A 14,549-nucleotide genomic window follows, 5' to 3' on the forward strand; every position below is an offset into this window, starting at 1 on the left:
GGGTTCTGAAATCTTGTTCTAAATCCTCTCCTTTGGAGAGGATTATTACCATGAGGGCTTCGCCGTTTAGGTGAGGCTTTACTGCCAGCCCGGGTTTTGCGTAAGCTTGCCATTACTGTTATCAATTTCCTGCTGCGGTATCGGGAACAAGTAGAATTTGCCCGCTGCTCCTTTGGTCACATTGGTTTTACCTACTTTGAGCAAGCTGGTTTCCAGTATGCCGTTACCGCTGGCATCCCGCTCGCGGATCAGATCGAACCAGCGCTGATACTCGAACACAAATTCCAGGCGGCGCTCCAGGTAAACCGCATCACGGAATTGTGCTTGCGTCAAACCCGAAAGATCATCCAGTCCGGCACGTTTACGCACCCTGTTAACAGAAGTATATGCCTTGGTGGTTGGCCCGTTCAGTTCATTTTCTGCTTCTGCATGGATCAGCAACACTTCTGAAAAACGGATGATAGGTACATTGGCCCCAGACTCAGCCTCATTGGCAACCACGTTGGGATCATAATACTTGTTAAAAAATGGAGTAGAATCACCGGGGATGCTATTATCATTCAGTTTGCCATACCATAAGTTGGTGCTCGGGCTCTGGAAACGGGTCACAAAACTTACGCGCTTCCTTTTATCATTAGCCGGATACAATTTATAGATGCTGAAAAACTTATCTGTTCCGCTCGGTTTGGTAGCATCGGGTACCGAATAAAACACCACCTGGTCGGCATAACTACTTGTCATACCAGGTATACCATTGAGGATTGACCGTGGCGCCTGGTTATTGCCCTGTCCCTGCGAATTGGCTTTAAATTGAGCTGAGAAGATATGCTCCTTACCATTTTTAGAAGCCGGCAAAAATACATCTGCGTAATTAGTAAACAGATCATACCCATACGGGCCATTGATCACCGTTTCGGCCTGGGTTACGGCTTTTGCCCATTGGCGCTCGGTCAGATAAACTTTAGCCAGCAATGCATTAGCAGCACCCGCGGTTGCCCTGCCCAGATCGGCACCGGTGTAGGTGTTTGGCAGATCAACAGCGGCAGCGATCAGGTCGGTTTCTATTTGTTTATAAACCGTTGCAGCAGCTGTTCTGGGTACTTGCAAATCAGACAGGTTAATAGAAGTTTGATCATGCAGTACCAGCGGTACATCGCCATATAAACGCACCAGATTAAAGTAAAACAGGGCACGTAAAAACTTAGCCTCGGCCACTAGTCTTTTGTTCAGCGTAGCATCAAACTGAATGTGTGGTATGGTATCAATAGCGATATTGGCTTTCTTGATGGCGGCATAATGTTGCTGCCATATCTGCAGGATACGCAAACCTGATGAGGAATGCCCCAGCACAGCCTGCGACCGCACATCGGCATTGGTAGCGCCCGGACCAGGTCCCTCGTCGTCGGCCATAAAGTTCATACCGGTATTGAACAGGGTATTGTACGGCGTTTGGACTGCGTTAGAACCCGCGTTTAACAGCGAGTAGGCAGCCGTAACCGCGGCTACCGCGTCGGCCTGTGTTTTATAGAACTGGTTTGCCGGAATAAAAGATCGCGGATCTTCATTCAGCTTTGCGCAAGAGGTAGCACCGAAGGCAAGCAGTATAGTGAGATATTTTATATTATGGAGTTTCATGTCTGATCGTATTATAAGGTGATACCTAACCCGGCAATAATGGATTTACTGTTGGGGTAAGCCCCATTATCGACACCCGAGGTAATGGCCGACTGTTCATTACTGCTCACCTCCGGATCATACCCGGTGTATTTAGTCCAGGTAATGAGGTTTTGAGCAGTTATGTAGATCCTGATCTTTTTAATAGGCGATTTGGATACCACCGATGTTGGAATGGTATAACCCAGACTCAGGCTTTTTAAGCGCAGGTACGAGCCGTTTTCGATAAACCTATCAGAAATAGTAGGTGCCGGATCCTGGAAGGCGCTGTGCACATCGGTATTAGTGTTGGAAGGTGTCCAGCGGTTCAGTAAAGTGGTGGTGGCATTGGTATAGCCCGTGCCCAGCTCCAGTACATTGCGCTGTTGGTTATATATTTTGTTACCATATGAGCCTTGCAGGAAAATACTCAGATCGACGCCTTTGTACGAGAATGTATTGGTGATACCGCCTGTAAACTTAGGTTGGGCGTTACCTAAGATCACCCTATCGGCCGATTGCGTGATCTTGCCATCACCATTTATATCTACATAGGCCTGTCCGCCCGGAGAAGTATTGGCAGCCGGGGTAAGTGCCGGGCCGCCGGCCTTGATCAATCCGTTGGTTTTATACCCGATAAATGAACCGATAGGCTCACCAACTTTTAAAATAGATGGCAGGGATGAATCCGGAATAAACTGATTTACACCATTGCCACCCAAACTCAACACTTTATTACGGTTCACCGCAAATACCAGGCTGGTGTTCCACACAAATGAGCCGGTGAGGTTATGCGAGTTCAGGCTTAGCTCAAAACCCTTGTTTTGTACCGCTCCTACGTTTTCATACTGCTGCGGATTGGTGATAGCCGTATTGGTAATAATGGTGAGTCCGCTTGTAGCCGGCAGCGGCAGATACAGCAGCAGGTTGGTTGTTTTTTTGTAATAGATATCAGCAGTAAGCGTGATCCGGTCTTTCAGCAGGCCAAAGTCGAAGCCAAAATCATACTGGGTTGTTTTTTCCCAGGTAAGGTTAGGGTTGGCCAAACTATTTGGCGCGAAACCAGCTACCGTAGTATTACCAAAGTTATAGCGGTAATAACCCAATTGTGAATACGACTGGTATGCCGGAATATCACTATTACCGGTTTGCCCGGCGCTCAGTCTGAATTTAAGCTGACTGATCTGCTCCACGTTTTTCAGGAAATTTTCGCTGGAGGCATTCCAGGCGATAGCCGCGGATGGGAACGATGCCCATTGATGGCCGGGAGCAAATTTGGAAGAACCATCGGCACGTAAGGTCAGCGTTAACAGGTATTTACTATCGAAGCCATAATTAACACGGGCCAGGTATGATTTTAGCGCCCAGGTATTGGTAGAGGATGAAGGCGCGATAGCAAAACCGCTCCCCGAAATGGAAGTGATACTGCCCGAGCCCAGGTTGTTATAGGTATCATAATCGCTTACAAAACCCGATGATCCGGTAATCGCTCCTTCGGCCTTAAACTTTTGTTGGGTAAATCCTGCCAGTACATTCAGGTTACTCCTGCCCAGTTTTTTGGTATAGGTCAGCGTGTTTTCGTTCAGCCAGTTGAAGGAGTTCAGCGTACCAACTTCGCCCAAACCTGAGTAGCCGGAACCTTCATATACCGTGGCCGGTAAATAACGATTTTGCTTATTATCAATCAGATCCACTCCTGCTAAAACACGGGCGGTCAAGTCTGGAGTGATTTTATAATCGCCAGAGATATTACCCAAAACACGACTTGTAGTAGTAGTATTGGTTTGATTATAGAGCGTGTTGATTGGGTTACCATAACTACCTTCAAATATATTCTTCATAAAGAAGGATCCATCCGGATTGTATATCGGAGTAGTTGGCGTCATCAATAGTATCGCCGGTACAACGCCTGCCGGGGCTACCTGCGCGCTGGTACGGCTGCCGGTTATAAATGATGATATTTTGAACTTATCGTTATAATCATGCTCCACATTCACACGACCGGCATATCGCTCAAAATTGGTATTTTGTAATATACCATCCTGTTTCATGTAGTTGCCCGAAAAAGCAAGGCGGGTCCTGTCTGTTCCTGAAAGGATGGACAAGCTATGATTTTGCGTATTCCCTTCCCGGAAGGCAGCCTTTTGCCAATCGGTATTCACATTATAGGGATTGAGTTGAGCCGCGGTTTGTGGTGTTTTGCCCGAATTAACCAACGCATCGTTACGTAACGCACCCCATTGATCGGAATTGAGCAGCGGAATGGTCTTAATCACACTTTGCCAACCGTAGGTGCCATCGTAATTGATAGATGACACGCCCGATTTACCTTTTTTAGTGGTAATAATAATTACACCATTGGCGCCGCGCGTTCCGTATATGGCTGTGGCTGATGCATCTTTCAGCACCTCAATATTTTCAATATCAGCAGTATTGATAGAAGCCAGTGGGTTGATCTCCGGACCATTGGTTACCCCGGCATCCGTCAGCGAATTGCTGTTGGAAGTAGGAAAACCATCAATAATATACAATGGTTCGGCTACCGCATTAATAGAGTTTACGCCCCTGATATGCACCGTAACACCTGCACCCGGTTGCCCGGAAGCCTGGGTTACCTGTATACCTGAAATCGTACCCTGCAAAACCCTGTCGAGCGATGGTACGGGTTGTTTTAGCGCCAGTTGCGGCACTGATGCTACCGAACCGGTAATATCTTTACGTTTTTGAGAGCCATAACCAACAACCACTACCTGGTTCAGCAGGCTTTGGGCATCTTTCATCAATATCTCCACGGGGCTCCCGGTGGCGATGTATGATTGTGTTTCGTAACCTATAAAGGTGATAATAAGCTTATATGGAAACTTCTGACCGGTAACAAAACTGAATTTTCCTTCTACATCTGTAGAAACTACGTGGGTTGTGCCTTCAATACGTACTACCGCGCCGGGCAATGGTTCTTTGGTGGAACCATCCAGTACCCTGCCTACCAGTTTGGAATTGATAATAGGCTGTGTTTGCTGTGCAAAAACAATAGCGGGGAACAGTAAGGCTAATAATTGAATAAATAATAGTTTTTTCATATCGCCTGGTAGTTTAAGTTGGTGATTAAACCGGACGATACAGCGGCTTTTAGTACAAGCCTGCTACCGTTGTAGCGGTAGTAAAAGTGCGCGGCAATGGCCGTGACCAGGTGAACAAGCCGGGTCTGGGGCAATAGAAAGCCCCGCCCAACTTTTGCAATATTTTGCATAAATTTGAATAGTTTAAAATGACACCATTGAAACAGGCTCAACGCCAATCGATCCCTGTTTCGTTGTTTTAATTCTGGAGGGAAAAGCGATCGCTTTTCCCTTATTTATAGAGCTGGTTTTGTTATTATTTTTTCATATGCCTTCCTGTTAAGATCCTGTTATTTATTGGGGGTATTATTGTATTAATTTTTCACACACCTGAAACCCAGGTGTTCCATACCGCTGTCTTCGGTGGTTTTCATCCGCCGGGCTACCCTGAAGCCCGAGCAATAGCTGTCGTTACACAAAAACGAACCGCCCCTCACTACACGCTTTATGGCATAAGGCTCATCCGGGTCGTATGATTTTGATGGCCCTTTGGGGTTTTTAATGCCTTCGGGTTTGTTAATGGTGTTGTAATACCGGTAATCATACAGGTCGGCACACCATTCCCAAACATTGCCGGCCATATCATATAAACCATAACCGTTGGCTGCAAATGAACTTACCGGCGCGGTATAATAAAACTTGTCGCGCTGAGTGTTCCTGTACGGAAAATCACCCTCCCAAATATTTGCCTTAGGTTTGCCCTCGGTCACTTTTTCGTTTCCCCACGGATATATATTATCGGTCAGTCCTCCCCTGGCAGCATGTTCCCATTCTGCCTCTGTTGGCAAGCGTTTACCGGCCCATTTGCAATAAGCTATCGCATCGTCATACGATACCTGCGTTACCGGGTAAGTCCCTTTTCCTTTGATATCGCTGCCAGGCCCATGCGGATGCTTCCAACTGGCACCTTTTTTCCAGGTCCACCACTGGCTGTAATCGCTCAGTGATACCGGTTGTTTAGAAGGCACAAATACCAGCGATGCAGCTACCAGCAAACTATCCGCCGGTTTTTCGGTCCCGGGAGGCAGCTGTTTTTTGAGCACATTCCAATCCGGTTTTTGTTCGGCTGTGGTTACATAACCAGTGGCTTTTACAAATTTTTCAAATTGCGCATTCGTTACCTCGGTACGATCCATCCAAAAGCCATCGACTGTAACTTTATGTTTTGGATATTCGTCCTTTTCGGCCTGTGCATTGTCTGCCCCCATCCTAAAAGTACCCGCCGGTATCCAAACCATACCGCTATGACTGGTATCGGGGCCTGTCATCACCGCCGCGCCGGCTAAAGGGGTTGGTTTAAACCGGCTGGGAATGTTCGACTCGCAACAGATCGCTTTCTTTTTATTCGACGCAACACTATCGGTTTTAGCAACAGCTTTTTCTTTTTCCTTTTGCTTGCAGGCCGAAAAAACTATCGAACCAGCAATCGCGATTATCAGTACCGGGGAAATTCTTTTAAGATTCATATTTTTACAATCAGGGTTCGAGGTTCGGGTTGTGAGGTTCGGAAACCTAACTTCCAGAACTTCGATCCAGGCAACACGCCTCACGCAACCATTACGCTTTTACCGGCTGTAAGTTATATGTTTCTTCAGAAATTTCCTGCTCCACATTTTCTTGTTTTTCCGGGCGATAAAGCTGATGTTCCTGCAATGGCACATCTTCCCTCACCATCTGCCCGTCGGCAGCCAGTTCGCTTCCCGCTACTTTTGATTTAAAAATAGGCCATAACAACTGCGCATACCACTGGTCGCCCTCATAGTGCGATATCCCATAGGCTTTAGGATACTGACGAGAGATATGCGCCGTGCCGAATATTACATCCCATAAAAAGAACATGTTTCCAAAATTGCCTTTGTAATACCCCACACCATCATCTGTAGTAGCAGCATGGTGTGCATGGTGAGTCGCTGGTGTAGATATGGTACGCTCCAACACCCAGGCTAGCGGATGCAGCACTTTGTATTGATAAAAAGGTTTATCCCACGGAATACTGGAATGCGCCAGTGTAGTAATAGTACCTTTGATTCCTTTTACTATAATAGCAGGGATACCCAGGCCCAGGTAAACCAGCGCGGTAGTTAAATACGTTTGCGAAAAAAACAGGGTATAAATTACATTTTGCCTGCTGGCCATAGCCATACCCATGTACGATGCCGAGTGGTGCGTACGGTGAAAACGCCATAACCAGGGCACTTCATGATGCAGGCGGTGGTACCAGTATTGGGTCAAATCATCAGCCACGGCTATAATGATAAAGCCCCAGAAAAATGGCACCCAGTCAAAAGCGTTTTTGAAACCCGGCAGCAGGAATGGTAAAACTTTCAGCCCGTAGTAGGCTATTACCGGTTTAACAACCAGTTTGGGGATGGTAAAGCAGGCAATATCTACCCAGCGCTCGTTTTTAGTCCAGTGTTTTTTATACAGGCCAAATGAAAATTCAAGTATCCCGAGTACCAGCACCAGAACGGAAAAACCATATCCGTTGAGGTTATCAATTACTTTTTTTATCAGTTCAATCATAGTATTTGTGTTTAAGGATTTTCAGATTTAGTTTTTGTGTCGGGTTGTGCTGTTTTGTGATCCTGCTTTTTCTTTTCCCATGGGCGCTGCCCGGTAAAGTAAAAAGTAGCAAACATGAGCACCAAAGGCAATGCATACAGCAGCAGGCTCAGCAAGGCGTTTTTAATAATTCGTGTTTTTTTTGCTTCTTCCAGTTTCATGATGTGGTTGTTTTAGTTGGTGCTGTGGTTGCCGGTGCGGGCTTATGGCTATCTGACAGTAGCTTTTGAGTGAGCCATAAACCCCCAAAAATGATCACAAAGGGAATCAGGGTGATGATCACCCCTACCAGTATCTTTTTTCCCAGCAAGGAAACGTCATTGAAGGTCATAGTAATAAATTTATATTGGTAATTAAAAAAACAGGTAAAAAAGGCCATCACAACTGTGCACAGATGGTTATGCCATATATAAAATTGAATAAGAATAATTTGTAGAAATCAGACCATTACCGGCAGGTAACAATCACTGAGAAAGAGGATCCCTTGATGCCAGGATCAACAGCAACAACAAAAACGAGCAGAAAGAGCAGTTTGCATTTGATAAGCAGCAAAGCCGGGATTGGTGGTTGAGTCGGGTTGCATTTTCTGGAGCTTTTAAAACTGTTTTACGTTGTATTTTTTTATTCTCTCGGGCAAATGTAATAATTGTTTTTATAATTACTACTAATTCTATAGAATTTATGTATAAAATTAACATTTTTATGAATTTCGTAGTGTTCTTAGTTAAAATTGATAAAAAAACGCAGTTCGAAGTCTCTAAAACATGTGGAAATTGAGTATTTGTGAATAGATTGGTGTGGGTGGTGTCTTGATTCTTTCATCTCAATTAACAGGACATTGCCTCCGGCCCGCGCTATCCACTCATACGCCACAAGGCATTAGCCACGGGACCGGTATCCGCTGCTATCGCTGACGTGGGTTAATTATTGAATTAGTGAATTAGTGATTTCTTTTAGAACAGCTTCGGGCGAAATTCTGAACCATGATTAATGGATTTAAAGATTACCTTGATCTATTCTCATCCCATATTACAAGTTTGTCATCCTGAGGAACGAAGTATCTATTCACAAATATGCATACCGTTTAATAGATGCTTCACTCCGTTCAGCATGACAAAATGGTGGTATAAAGCACCTCTTTTCCTGTCAACAGATAAGCTTCAGGCGATTTTTAATTAGTGAATTATTGATTGAAAGCGCTTCTCCTCCGTCGGCACAACAGCTTCGGGTGAAAGCGGGCAGAACGATGCGGGACAGTGCGGTTGCAGGGCATAGCAAGTTTTTGCTGAAGTGCGGGATTGTGCGAACGAAGTGGGGCAAAATAATTGCAGCCTGGTTCTGTCCGGTTTGCAGGGCAAAGGCCCAGTGCGCAAAGAAGCATTTCTGGTGACAAGCCTTTTGGTTACTTTGTGGCGACAAAGTAACTGGCCTTCCCGCGGCCAAGAGCGGGTATACGCCAAGCAAAGTAACCCTGTATAGCATGCGATTGCCACGCTACGCTCGCAATGAGATGAAGGAGGAGGTGATGCTAAACTCTATTACGGTATCAACCCCACAACCGTATTAACAATCAAATTAAAAACACCACTTTTAAACTGATCAACACTTACTTCGGCCAGACCGGCTTGCTTCAGGGCTATCATTTTTATTTCATCGGCTTGCCCCAGTACCAGGTCGCTAAAGTCATCTTTGCTGATAGCGCCGCTAGCTAACTGTTTAGTCCAGGTTTTTAGGTCGTCACTCAATTCATTCAGGATAGCCTGCCCATCGGCTGTAGCCGCGATGATATATTGTTTTAAAGTGGTTGCGGCCAGGTCTGTAATACCCTGCTTAAGCGTAGCCAATACGTTTTTAAAATTTATTGCCATAATTTAGTTTATTGGGTTACCTGTGCGGGTTTTATCTTTTTGCTTTCCAGTTCGGCTATCTGGTCAAAGGAGTTGCCTATCTGTTTCTTTTTATCAACGATATAAGCCGAGTTGCACTTGCCTTCTTTTTTCCATTTCACCAGGAAACCGCCAAATAAATGTCCATCCGGATCGTTCAGGAGAGTCCACATTTGGGTGGTGATCTGGTTATTTGGGCGGTGCTTATCGTACTCGATAGCCTTATCAAGATTAAGCTGAAGCGCTTTTACTTCACTTTCATGAGTTGTGTAATTTTCGGTAGCTTTATCCATCAAATCAAGAACATCTACTTTTAAAGAAGTGGCCTGTGCGTAAGCAGTTTGATCGAAGGTTGATATCGTTGGGCTGCAGCTCAAAAGCAGGCAAAGCGGTAATAATAGCGCCAGGTAAAAGCGTGTGATCTTCATAGGTAGGTAATGTTTGAGTAAAAGTAAAAAGAGTTTTCGATATAATTAAGTAAAACGCATGAGTATTTCGCCCGATTCTGCAGCTGTATTTGGTTATCACCGGTATATGATCGCCCTACATGGCAATCGTAGTCCAGCGGCTTTGGGCTGGCGCGATACGGAAAGCCAGATTATCCGCTTTGATGCACTGGCTCATATGGCCGACCTGAATAGCCACTCCCTGCTGGATGCCGGTTGTGGACATGGCGACCTCCGCTCCTATCTGCACGAATTGTACCCCGATATAGTTTATTATGGCATGGAACAGATCCCCGAATTGTATGACGAAGCCACGCGTCGTTTCCAGGACTGGGAGGCCACCGCTTTTATCCGCGGTGATTTCATGACTGATGAAATGCCTGTAGCCGATTATGTGATGGCCAGCGGATCGCTCAACTACTACAATGCCGATCCCGATTTTATTTTTAAGGCCATTACCCGTTTATACGAACATTGCAGGCGAGGATTAGGTTTTAACCTGCTGAGTCACATTATTCCCAACGGTCTTTTGGCTGCTTATGATCCAGATGTGATCATGGACCATTGCCGGCAGCTATGCCAGCACGTGGTTTTAAAAAATGATTATAGTAATGAAGATTTCACGGTTTTTATGTACCGATAGATTGTCACTTCTCCTGTCGATAATTTTCGGTATATTTGTATACACAGCGGCCCGGTTTTTCTGATCAAAAGGAAAACCGGGCTGTTTTGTTAGGGAATAAAAGGGCACAAAAACCAACCGATTGGTTTGTTTTATTTGACAATCAATTATTTAATACTTTTTAAAGCTTTCAAAACCTATTAAAAATTTGTTAAAAAGTGTTAAAGTGGCGTTAAAATTTAGTTAAAGTGGCCAAAAAACAAGCGTTTTCATGCTGTTTTTGATTAAAAAAGTGTTAAAATTTAAGGTTTAAAAAGTTTTCGGGAGGTAAACATGGCCCCAAATATGTTCTGCAATTTTTATTCGATCGTTAAACATGTTAATATTACATTTGACTTTGTTGGATAAAGCCAACAGCCTATAATCTTGAAAAAAATGAAACAAGGACTGCTCATTGATATGGACGGTGTTATATACAGCGGCGAAGAGCTGATATATGGCGCCGATAAATTTATTAACCACCTGCTTGCAAAAGGGATCCCCTTTGCGTTTATGACCAACAACAGCCAGAGGACCAGCCTGGAGGTGGTACGTAAACTGAAAAGACTGGGCATTACGGTGGAGGCTAAACACATATATACCAGCGCTATGGCTACCGGGAAGTTCCTGGGCGACCAAAGCCCTAATGGTACAGCTTACGTATTGGGCGAAGGCGGTTTGCTAACCAGCCTGCACGAAAACGGCATAACTCTGGTTGATACCGATCCCGAATTTGTGGTTTTGGGCGAAGGCCGCAATTTTACCCTGGAAATGGTTCAGCGCGCGGTAGATATGATATTAGCCGGTGCCAAATTCATCACCACCAATCGCGATCCATCACCCAAAAAACCGGGATGGAACAACCTGGGCATAGCTGCTACTACAGCCATGATAGAGGAAGCCACTGGCCGTAAGGCATTTGTAACCGGCAAACCAAGTCCGGTGATGATGCGCTCGGCCCGTAAATTCCTGGGTCTGGAGACAGCCGAAACCACAGTAGTTGGCGACACCATGGAAACCGATATTCAGGGTGGTGTACAAATGGGTTATAAAACTATACTTGTACTATCCGGGATATCTTCCAAAGATCAGCTGAGCCATTACGCCTTTAAACCCGACCTGATAGTTGGTTCGGTTGATAAGATCGAGTTTCCGCTAAAATGGTGGTAATAGAAAAGAGGCCCTATCATCAATCAAATTGATCACCCTTGGTATTGTGTCACCTATGGATTAAAATTTAGCCGATAGCATTTATACGAAAAGTGGGTTTACATATTTTCTGGAATAAAATACATAATTAATTGATTATCAAATGTTTAAATCAATGTCAACCATAAATTGTGTAAACCATGTAAACCCACTTTTATAACAAAATGGCCTGCTTAGAGACTATCCTTAACCCCATCCTTTAGATACAATGCCTCTGTTAAATTATATTCTGAAATTCAATGAGATATAAGGGTACCAACCCTCATTAGAATGCCCGGCAAGTAGTTGTACAATAGTTAAACCGGCTGGCGAAAAGTATAAACCGCCACCAACACCCTGGTGCCATGTATCTGAATGTTCATCTTTTATCCATACCCTGCCAGCATCATAAAATCCGGTTAAGCCTAGCTCACCAGGTAATATATAACTGGCTATCTTTGCTAGTTTCACCCTGCCCTGAAGGTTGTTAAACACCATTTGCTGACCAGCAAACCGATTTTGAAGGAAACCCAACAAATTTCCCTGACCGCCCAGGAACAAGGATTGATAAAACGCCGGATCGCCAATGGTTACGCCGCCACCAACACGATCAGACAGTACGATAGTACCTGACGAATTGAGCTTTTGGTAATAAGTAAACTCTGGCTTGATCTGCATAAATGATTTAGAATAGCTGTTAAGCCCGGTATAACCCTGAACCAACACGTTGAAATAAAAGCCACCGGATGGCAATATATTATTATTCCGGCGGTTGCTCACGTAGTTTAAAATCAGCCCTACATGTGCTTTATCTTTATTTAAAGTAGCGCTATCATAAGAGTTGATGTGTGTTGTAGGCAGACTGATAAACTTTCCAACATTATCGGCAGGATTCATGTGATAGAGTTGTAATGATGGGCCTGCACTAAATGTACTTCCTTTACCCGTATGCCAGCGCAAAGAAGGGTCAAACTGATAAGTATCAAAACGGGCACGATAAAACCTGCGATAGCCTGGAAATTTAGTAAGCTTAGTTTCATTACCACGGCCAAAAAAGTTCATCGTATTATCTGGTGCCTGTATATAAGCCTGCATCGTAAAATCAGCTTTACCTATAGCCTGGATCCATTCTCCATTATACTTGATCCTAAACGCATCGGTAGCAAACGAATGGGTGATCATAACCTGCTGTATGGTTGAGTAAGGCAACTTTCTGAAACCATCTACTCCTTTATATTTAAAGCCTAGCCCTAATAAAAAGCCATCATCGGCATTAATAGCTGCTGTTGCCAACGGCATCCAAACATTATAAAGATTAGCTGGTACAAACCGGCTGTTTAGGGTATCCGTGGATAAGTGCTTACTCAGCCGGTTTACATTACCGGTGAAACTTGTGCTATCCTTCGGCCCATAAACCTTTACACTGCTGTTGGCTTGTTTTACCTCGAAAGTTTTATCATCAACACTATCAATAATGCGTAGTTTAATTGGTGACGATGCATTATTGATTAAAATATGATCGTTACCTGCACCAGTGTACAACCTCAACTCTTTGGTTATATCCGGCTGATAGGTCATGTCCCATACGGTATTTTTAACCTCCCCTTTTTTGTTAAGGCTTTCCACCGTTACACGCATACCTTGGTTAGGCGCGTCGCTAATGGTAATTTGCTCATCCTTATCGGTTGTATGCAAATCAACTATCCTGTTTATAAAACGATAATACTCAGCCATTGCTGCAGGCATATTGTCCCGGCGTCTTTTCAGTTCAGACAGCAGTTCTTTGTGCCTAAAATCATAGGTTTCTTTGGGTAATCGTTTTAAGCCTGCTTCTAAAACCTCGTCTGTTTCGGCCTTAACAAATTCGTTGGTGATCCGCATCCAATCTGCATAACTTATCTGCGCATCAGGAAATTGTTTCATAAACCTTGTTTTAAACAAAGAATATTTTACTGCGGGAATATCACCACTAAAATTGCCTAATAGCGGATCGACCCAAGGCAATGCAGCTATGGATGGAAACAGGCCCTGGTTAACATGGAATACCTGATCACGATCACGCGGTACAGCCACATAATGTCTTGCTTTATCATCTTTAGTTACTGCCCAACGCCATTGATCTTCGTGCCTGTCCCAATCACCTATCAACAGGTCAAGCATACGTGCCCGTAAAAACTCTTCGCCGTCAACCCTGTTATCATAGTTCTTAGTTAACTCGCGTTGCATCTTAAAGGTGTTGTCAGATTCACCAATGGGCTCCCGTTCTTCCAACAAACACACCATATTGGTGAATATCTTGCTGTACTGCCCCAAGGCCGGGTCATCAACAACCACACCAATAATCGGGTTAGCATGAGGCACTCTGGCAGCAACAGCCAACGGAGGAACAATCAAAGCCGAGTACGGATGCTGAGCGCTAAATTCATCACTAACCCAATCAATAGCAAATGTACCCTGCAGGCCCTCTGGCAATAACTTATCAGGCACTTTTTCAACACTTCTTAGTACCCATTCCCTTCCGGTTTTATCCTCCAGTCGCAATGATTTGGACTGCATGCCACCACCTTGCTTTAAAGTTGTTAAGCCCCCATTAATCTGAGATAACCTGATTATGGGTAATTTAACAGCCATAGCCCACTCTTTACGAAAATTTGTTCCAAACAACCAGCGATGTACACCAGTTACATCATTATAAGAAGGATGAATTTTAACAATTGTGCTATCAGGAAACTTTTGCCAGGCAGAAGGAGCTATTTCCTGAGCCTGCAAGGACGTTACAAATGCTAAGCAAACAAACAGAGAAGGTATCTTTTTTATCATAGGTTAATTTTGTACCGAATATAATTTAAAGAAAATAAATTATTGCTACATAAATATATCAGGGAAGCATATTTATGAATAATATCTACGACGAATTTAGCTTAAATTAACCTTAATTAAAAATTACAAACAGGAAAAGCACCCCTAGTTAAAAGCCAAAGGTATGTTAGAGATTGTATGAATAAATAATTCTCATTCTGTTAAAAAAACTAAC

At 44.2% G+C, this 14,549-nt stretch carries 12 protein-coding genes; 2 read left to right on the plus strand and 10 right to left on the minus strand.

The window, feature by feature from the left end:
• Positions 1 to 78: 78 nt before the first annotated feature.
• The 9 genes from BW976_RS03425 to BW976_RS03460 all read right to left on the minus strand — a co-directional run bounded on the left by BW976_RS03425 (position 79) and on the right by BW976_RS03460 (position 9,648).
• The gene (locus BW976_RS03425) at positions 79 to 1,635 is read right to left on the minus strand and encodes a RagB/SusD family nutrient uptake outer membrane protein (protein WP_076370364.1); all 1,557 of its coding nucleotides are present in this window, start codon (positions 1,633 to 1,635) and stop codon (positions 79 to 81) included.
• Positions 1,636 to 1,646: 11 nt separating this feature from the next.
• Positions 1,647 to 4,733, minus strand: coding sequence for a SusC/RagA family TonB-linked outer membrane protein (locus BW976_RS03430; RefSeq protein ID WP_076370366.1), 3,087 nt, complete (start codon positions 4,731 to 4,733; stop codon positions 1,647 to 1,649).
• A complete protein-coding gene (locus tag BW976_RS29210; RefSeq protein WP_175614030.1) occupies positions 4,730 to 4,903 on the minus strand; it encodes a hypothetical protein in 174 nt (57 codons plus the stop codon). The genes BW976_RS03430 and BW976_RS29210 overlap by 4 nt, the downstream gene beginning before the upstream one ends.
• A 183-nt stretch (positions 4,904 to 5,086) precedes the next feature.
• Positions 5,087 to 6,238: a formylglycine-generating enzyme family protein gene (locus tag BW976_RS03435; RefSeq protein ID WP_076370368.1), complete on the minus strand. Its 1,152-nt coding sequence runs from the start codon at positions 6,236 to 6,238 to the stop codon at positions 5,087 to 5,089.
• A gap of 91 nt (positions 6,239 to 6,329) precedes the next feature.
• Entirely contained in the window at positions 6,330 to 7,295 is a 966-nt protein-coding gene (locus BW976_RS03440; RefSeq protein WP_076370370.1) for a sterol desaturase family protein, read from the minus strand.
• 11 nt (positions 7,296 to 7,306) lie between these two features.
• A complete protein-coding gene (locus BW976_RS03445; RefSeq protein WP_076370372.1) occupies positions 7,307 to 7,495 on the minus strand; it encodes a hypothetical protein in 189 nt (62 codons plus the stop codon).
• Entirely contained in the window at positions 7,492 to 7,665 is a 174-nt protein-coding gene (locus BW976_RS29215; RefSeq protein WP_175614031.1) for a hypothetical protein, read from the minus strand. The genes BW976_RS03445 and BW976_RS29215 overlap by 4 nt, the downstream gene beginning before the upstream one ends.
• 1,207 nt (positions 7,666 to 8,872) lie before the next feature.
• Positions 8,873 to 9,202 carry a hypothetical protein gene (locus tag BW976_RS03455; RefSeq protein ID WP_076370376.1) on the minus strand — a complete coding sequence of 110 codons (330 nt, stop codon included), beginning with the start codon at positions 9,200 to 9,202 and terminating at the stop codon, positions 8,873 to 8,875.
• 8 nt (positions 9,203 to 9,210) lie between these two features.
• The gene (locus BW976_RS03460; RefSeq protein WP_076370378.1) at positions 9,211 to 9,648 is read right to left on the minus strand and encodes a hypothetical protein; all 438 of its coding nucleotides are present in this window, start codon (positions 9,646 to 9,648) and stop codon (positions 9,211 to 9,213) included.
• Between the two features lie 58 nt (positions 9,649 to 9,706).
• Here BW976_RS03460 and BW976_RS03465 point away from each other — a divergent pair, with 58 nt between their 5' ends.
• Together BW976_RS03465 and BW976_RS03470 are read left to right on the plus strand one after the other, a co-directional pair.
• Positions 9,707 to 10,309: a methyltransferase gene (locus BW976_RS03465; protein WP_076370380.1), complete on the plus strand. Its 603-nt coding sequence runs from the start codon at positions 9,707 to 9,709 to the stop codon at positions 10,307 to 10,309.
• Positions 10,310 to 10,723: 414 nt separating this feature from the next.
• Positions 10,724 to 11,497, plus strand: a complete 774-nt coding sequence (locus BW976_RS03470) for an HAD-IIA family hydrolase (RefSeq protein ID WP_076370382.1) — start codon at positions 10,724 to 10,726, stop codon at positions 11,495 to 11,497.
• A 261-nt stretch (positions 11,498 to 11,758) separates the two neighbouring features.
• Here BW976_RS03470 and BW976_RS03475 read toward each other — a convergent pair whose 3' ends face one another.
• The gene (locus BW976_RS03475; RefSeq protein WP_076370384.1) at positions 11,759 to 14,335 is read right to left on the minus strand and encodes a BamA/TamA family outer membrane protein; all 2,577 of its coding nucleotides are present in this window, start codon (positions 14,333 to 14,335) and stop codon (positions 11,759 to 11,761) included.
• Positions 14,336 to 14,549: the final 214 nt, after the last annotated feature.

It is taken from the genome of Mucilaginibacter lappiensis (assembly GCF_900155965.1).
GTDB lineage: Bacteria > Bacteroidota > Bacteroidia > Sphingobacteriales > Sphingobacteriaceae > Mucilaginibacter > Mucilaginibacter lappiensis.

Coding starts and splice junctions, on each gene's coding strand:
- BW976_RS03425 (WP_076370364.1), bottom strand. CDS start 1,635: ATGAAACTCCATAATATAAAATATCTCACTATACTGCTTGCCTTCGGT.
- BW976_RS03430 (WP_076370366.1), bottom strand. CDS start 4,733: ATGAAAAAACTATTATTTATTCAATTATTAGCCTTACTGTTCCCCGCT.
- BW976_RS29210 (WP_175614030.1), bottom strand. CDS start 4,903: ATGCAAAATATTGCAAAAGTTGGGCGGGGCTTTCTATTGCCCCAGACC.
- BW976_RS03435 (WP_076370368.1), bottom strand. CDS start 6,238: ATGAATCTTAAAAGAATTTCCCCGGTACTGATAATCGCGATTGCTGGT.
- BW976_RS03440 (WP_076370370.1), bottom strand. CDS start 7,295: ATGATTGAACTGATAAAAAAAGTAATTGATAACCTCAACGGATATGGT.
- BW976_RS03445 (WP_076370372.1), bottom strand. CDS start 7,495: ATGAAACTGGAAGAAGCAAAAAAAACACGAATTATTAAAAACGCCTTG.
- BW976_RS29215 (WP_175614031.1), bottom strand. CDS start 7,665: ATGACCTTCAATGACGTTTCCTTGCTGGGAAAAAAGATACTGGTAGGG.
- BW976_RS03455 (WP_076370376.1), bottom strand. CDS start 9,202: ATGGCAATAAATTTTAAAAACGTATTGGCTACGCTTAAGCAGGGTATT.
- BW976_RS03460 (WP_076370378.1), bottom strand. CDS start 9,648: ATGAAGATCACACGCTTTTACCTGGCGCTATTATTACCGCTTTGCCTG.
- BW976_RS03465 (WP_076370380.1), top strand. CDS start 9,707: ATGAGTATTTCGCCCGATTCTGCAGCTGTATTTGGTTATCACCGGTAT.
- BW976_RS03470 (WP_076370382.1), top strand. CDS start 10,724: ATGAAACAAGGACTGCTCATTGATATGGACGGTGTTATATACAGCGGC.
- BW976_RS03475 (WP_076370384.1), bottom strand. CDS start 14,335: ATGATAAAAAAGATACCTTCTCTGTTTGTTTGCTTAGCATTTGTAACG.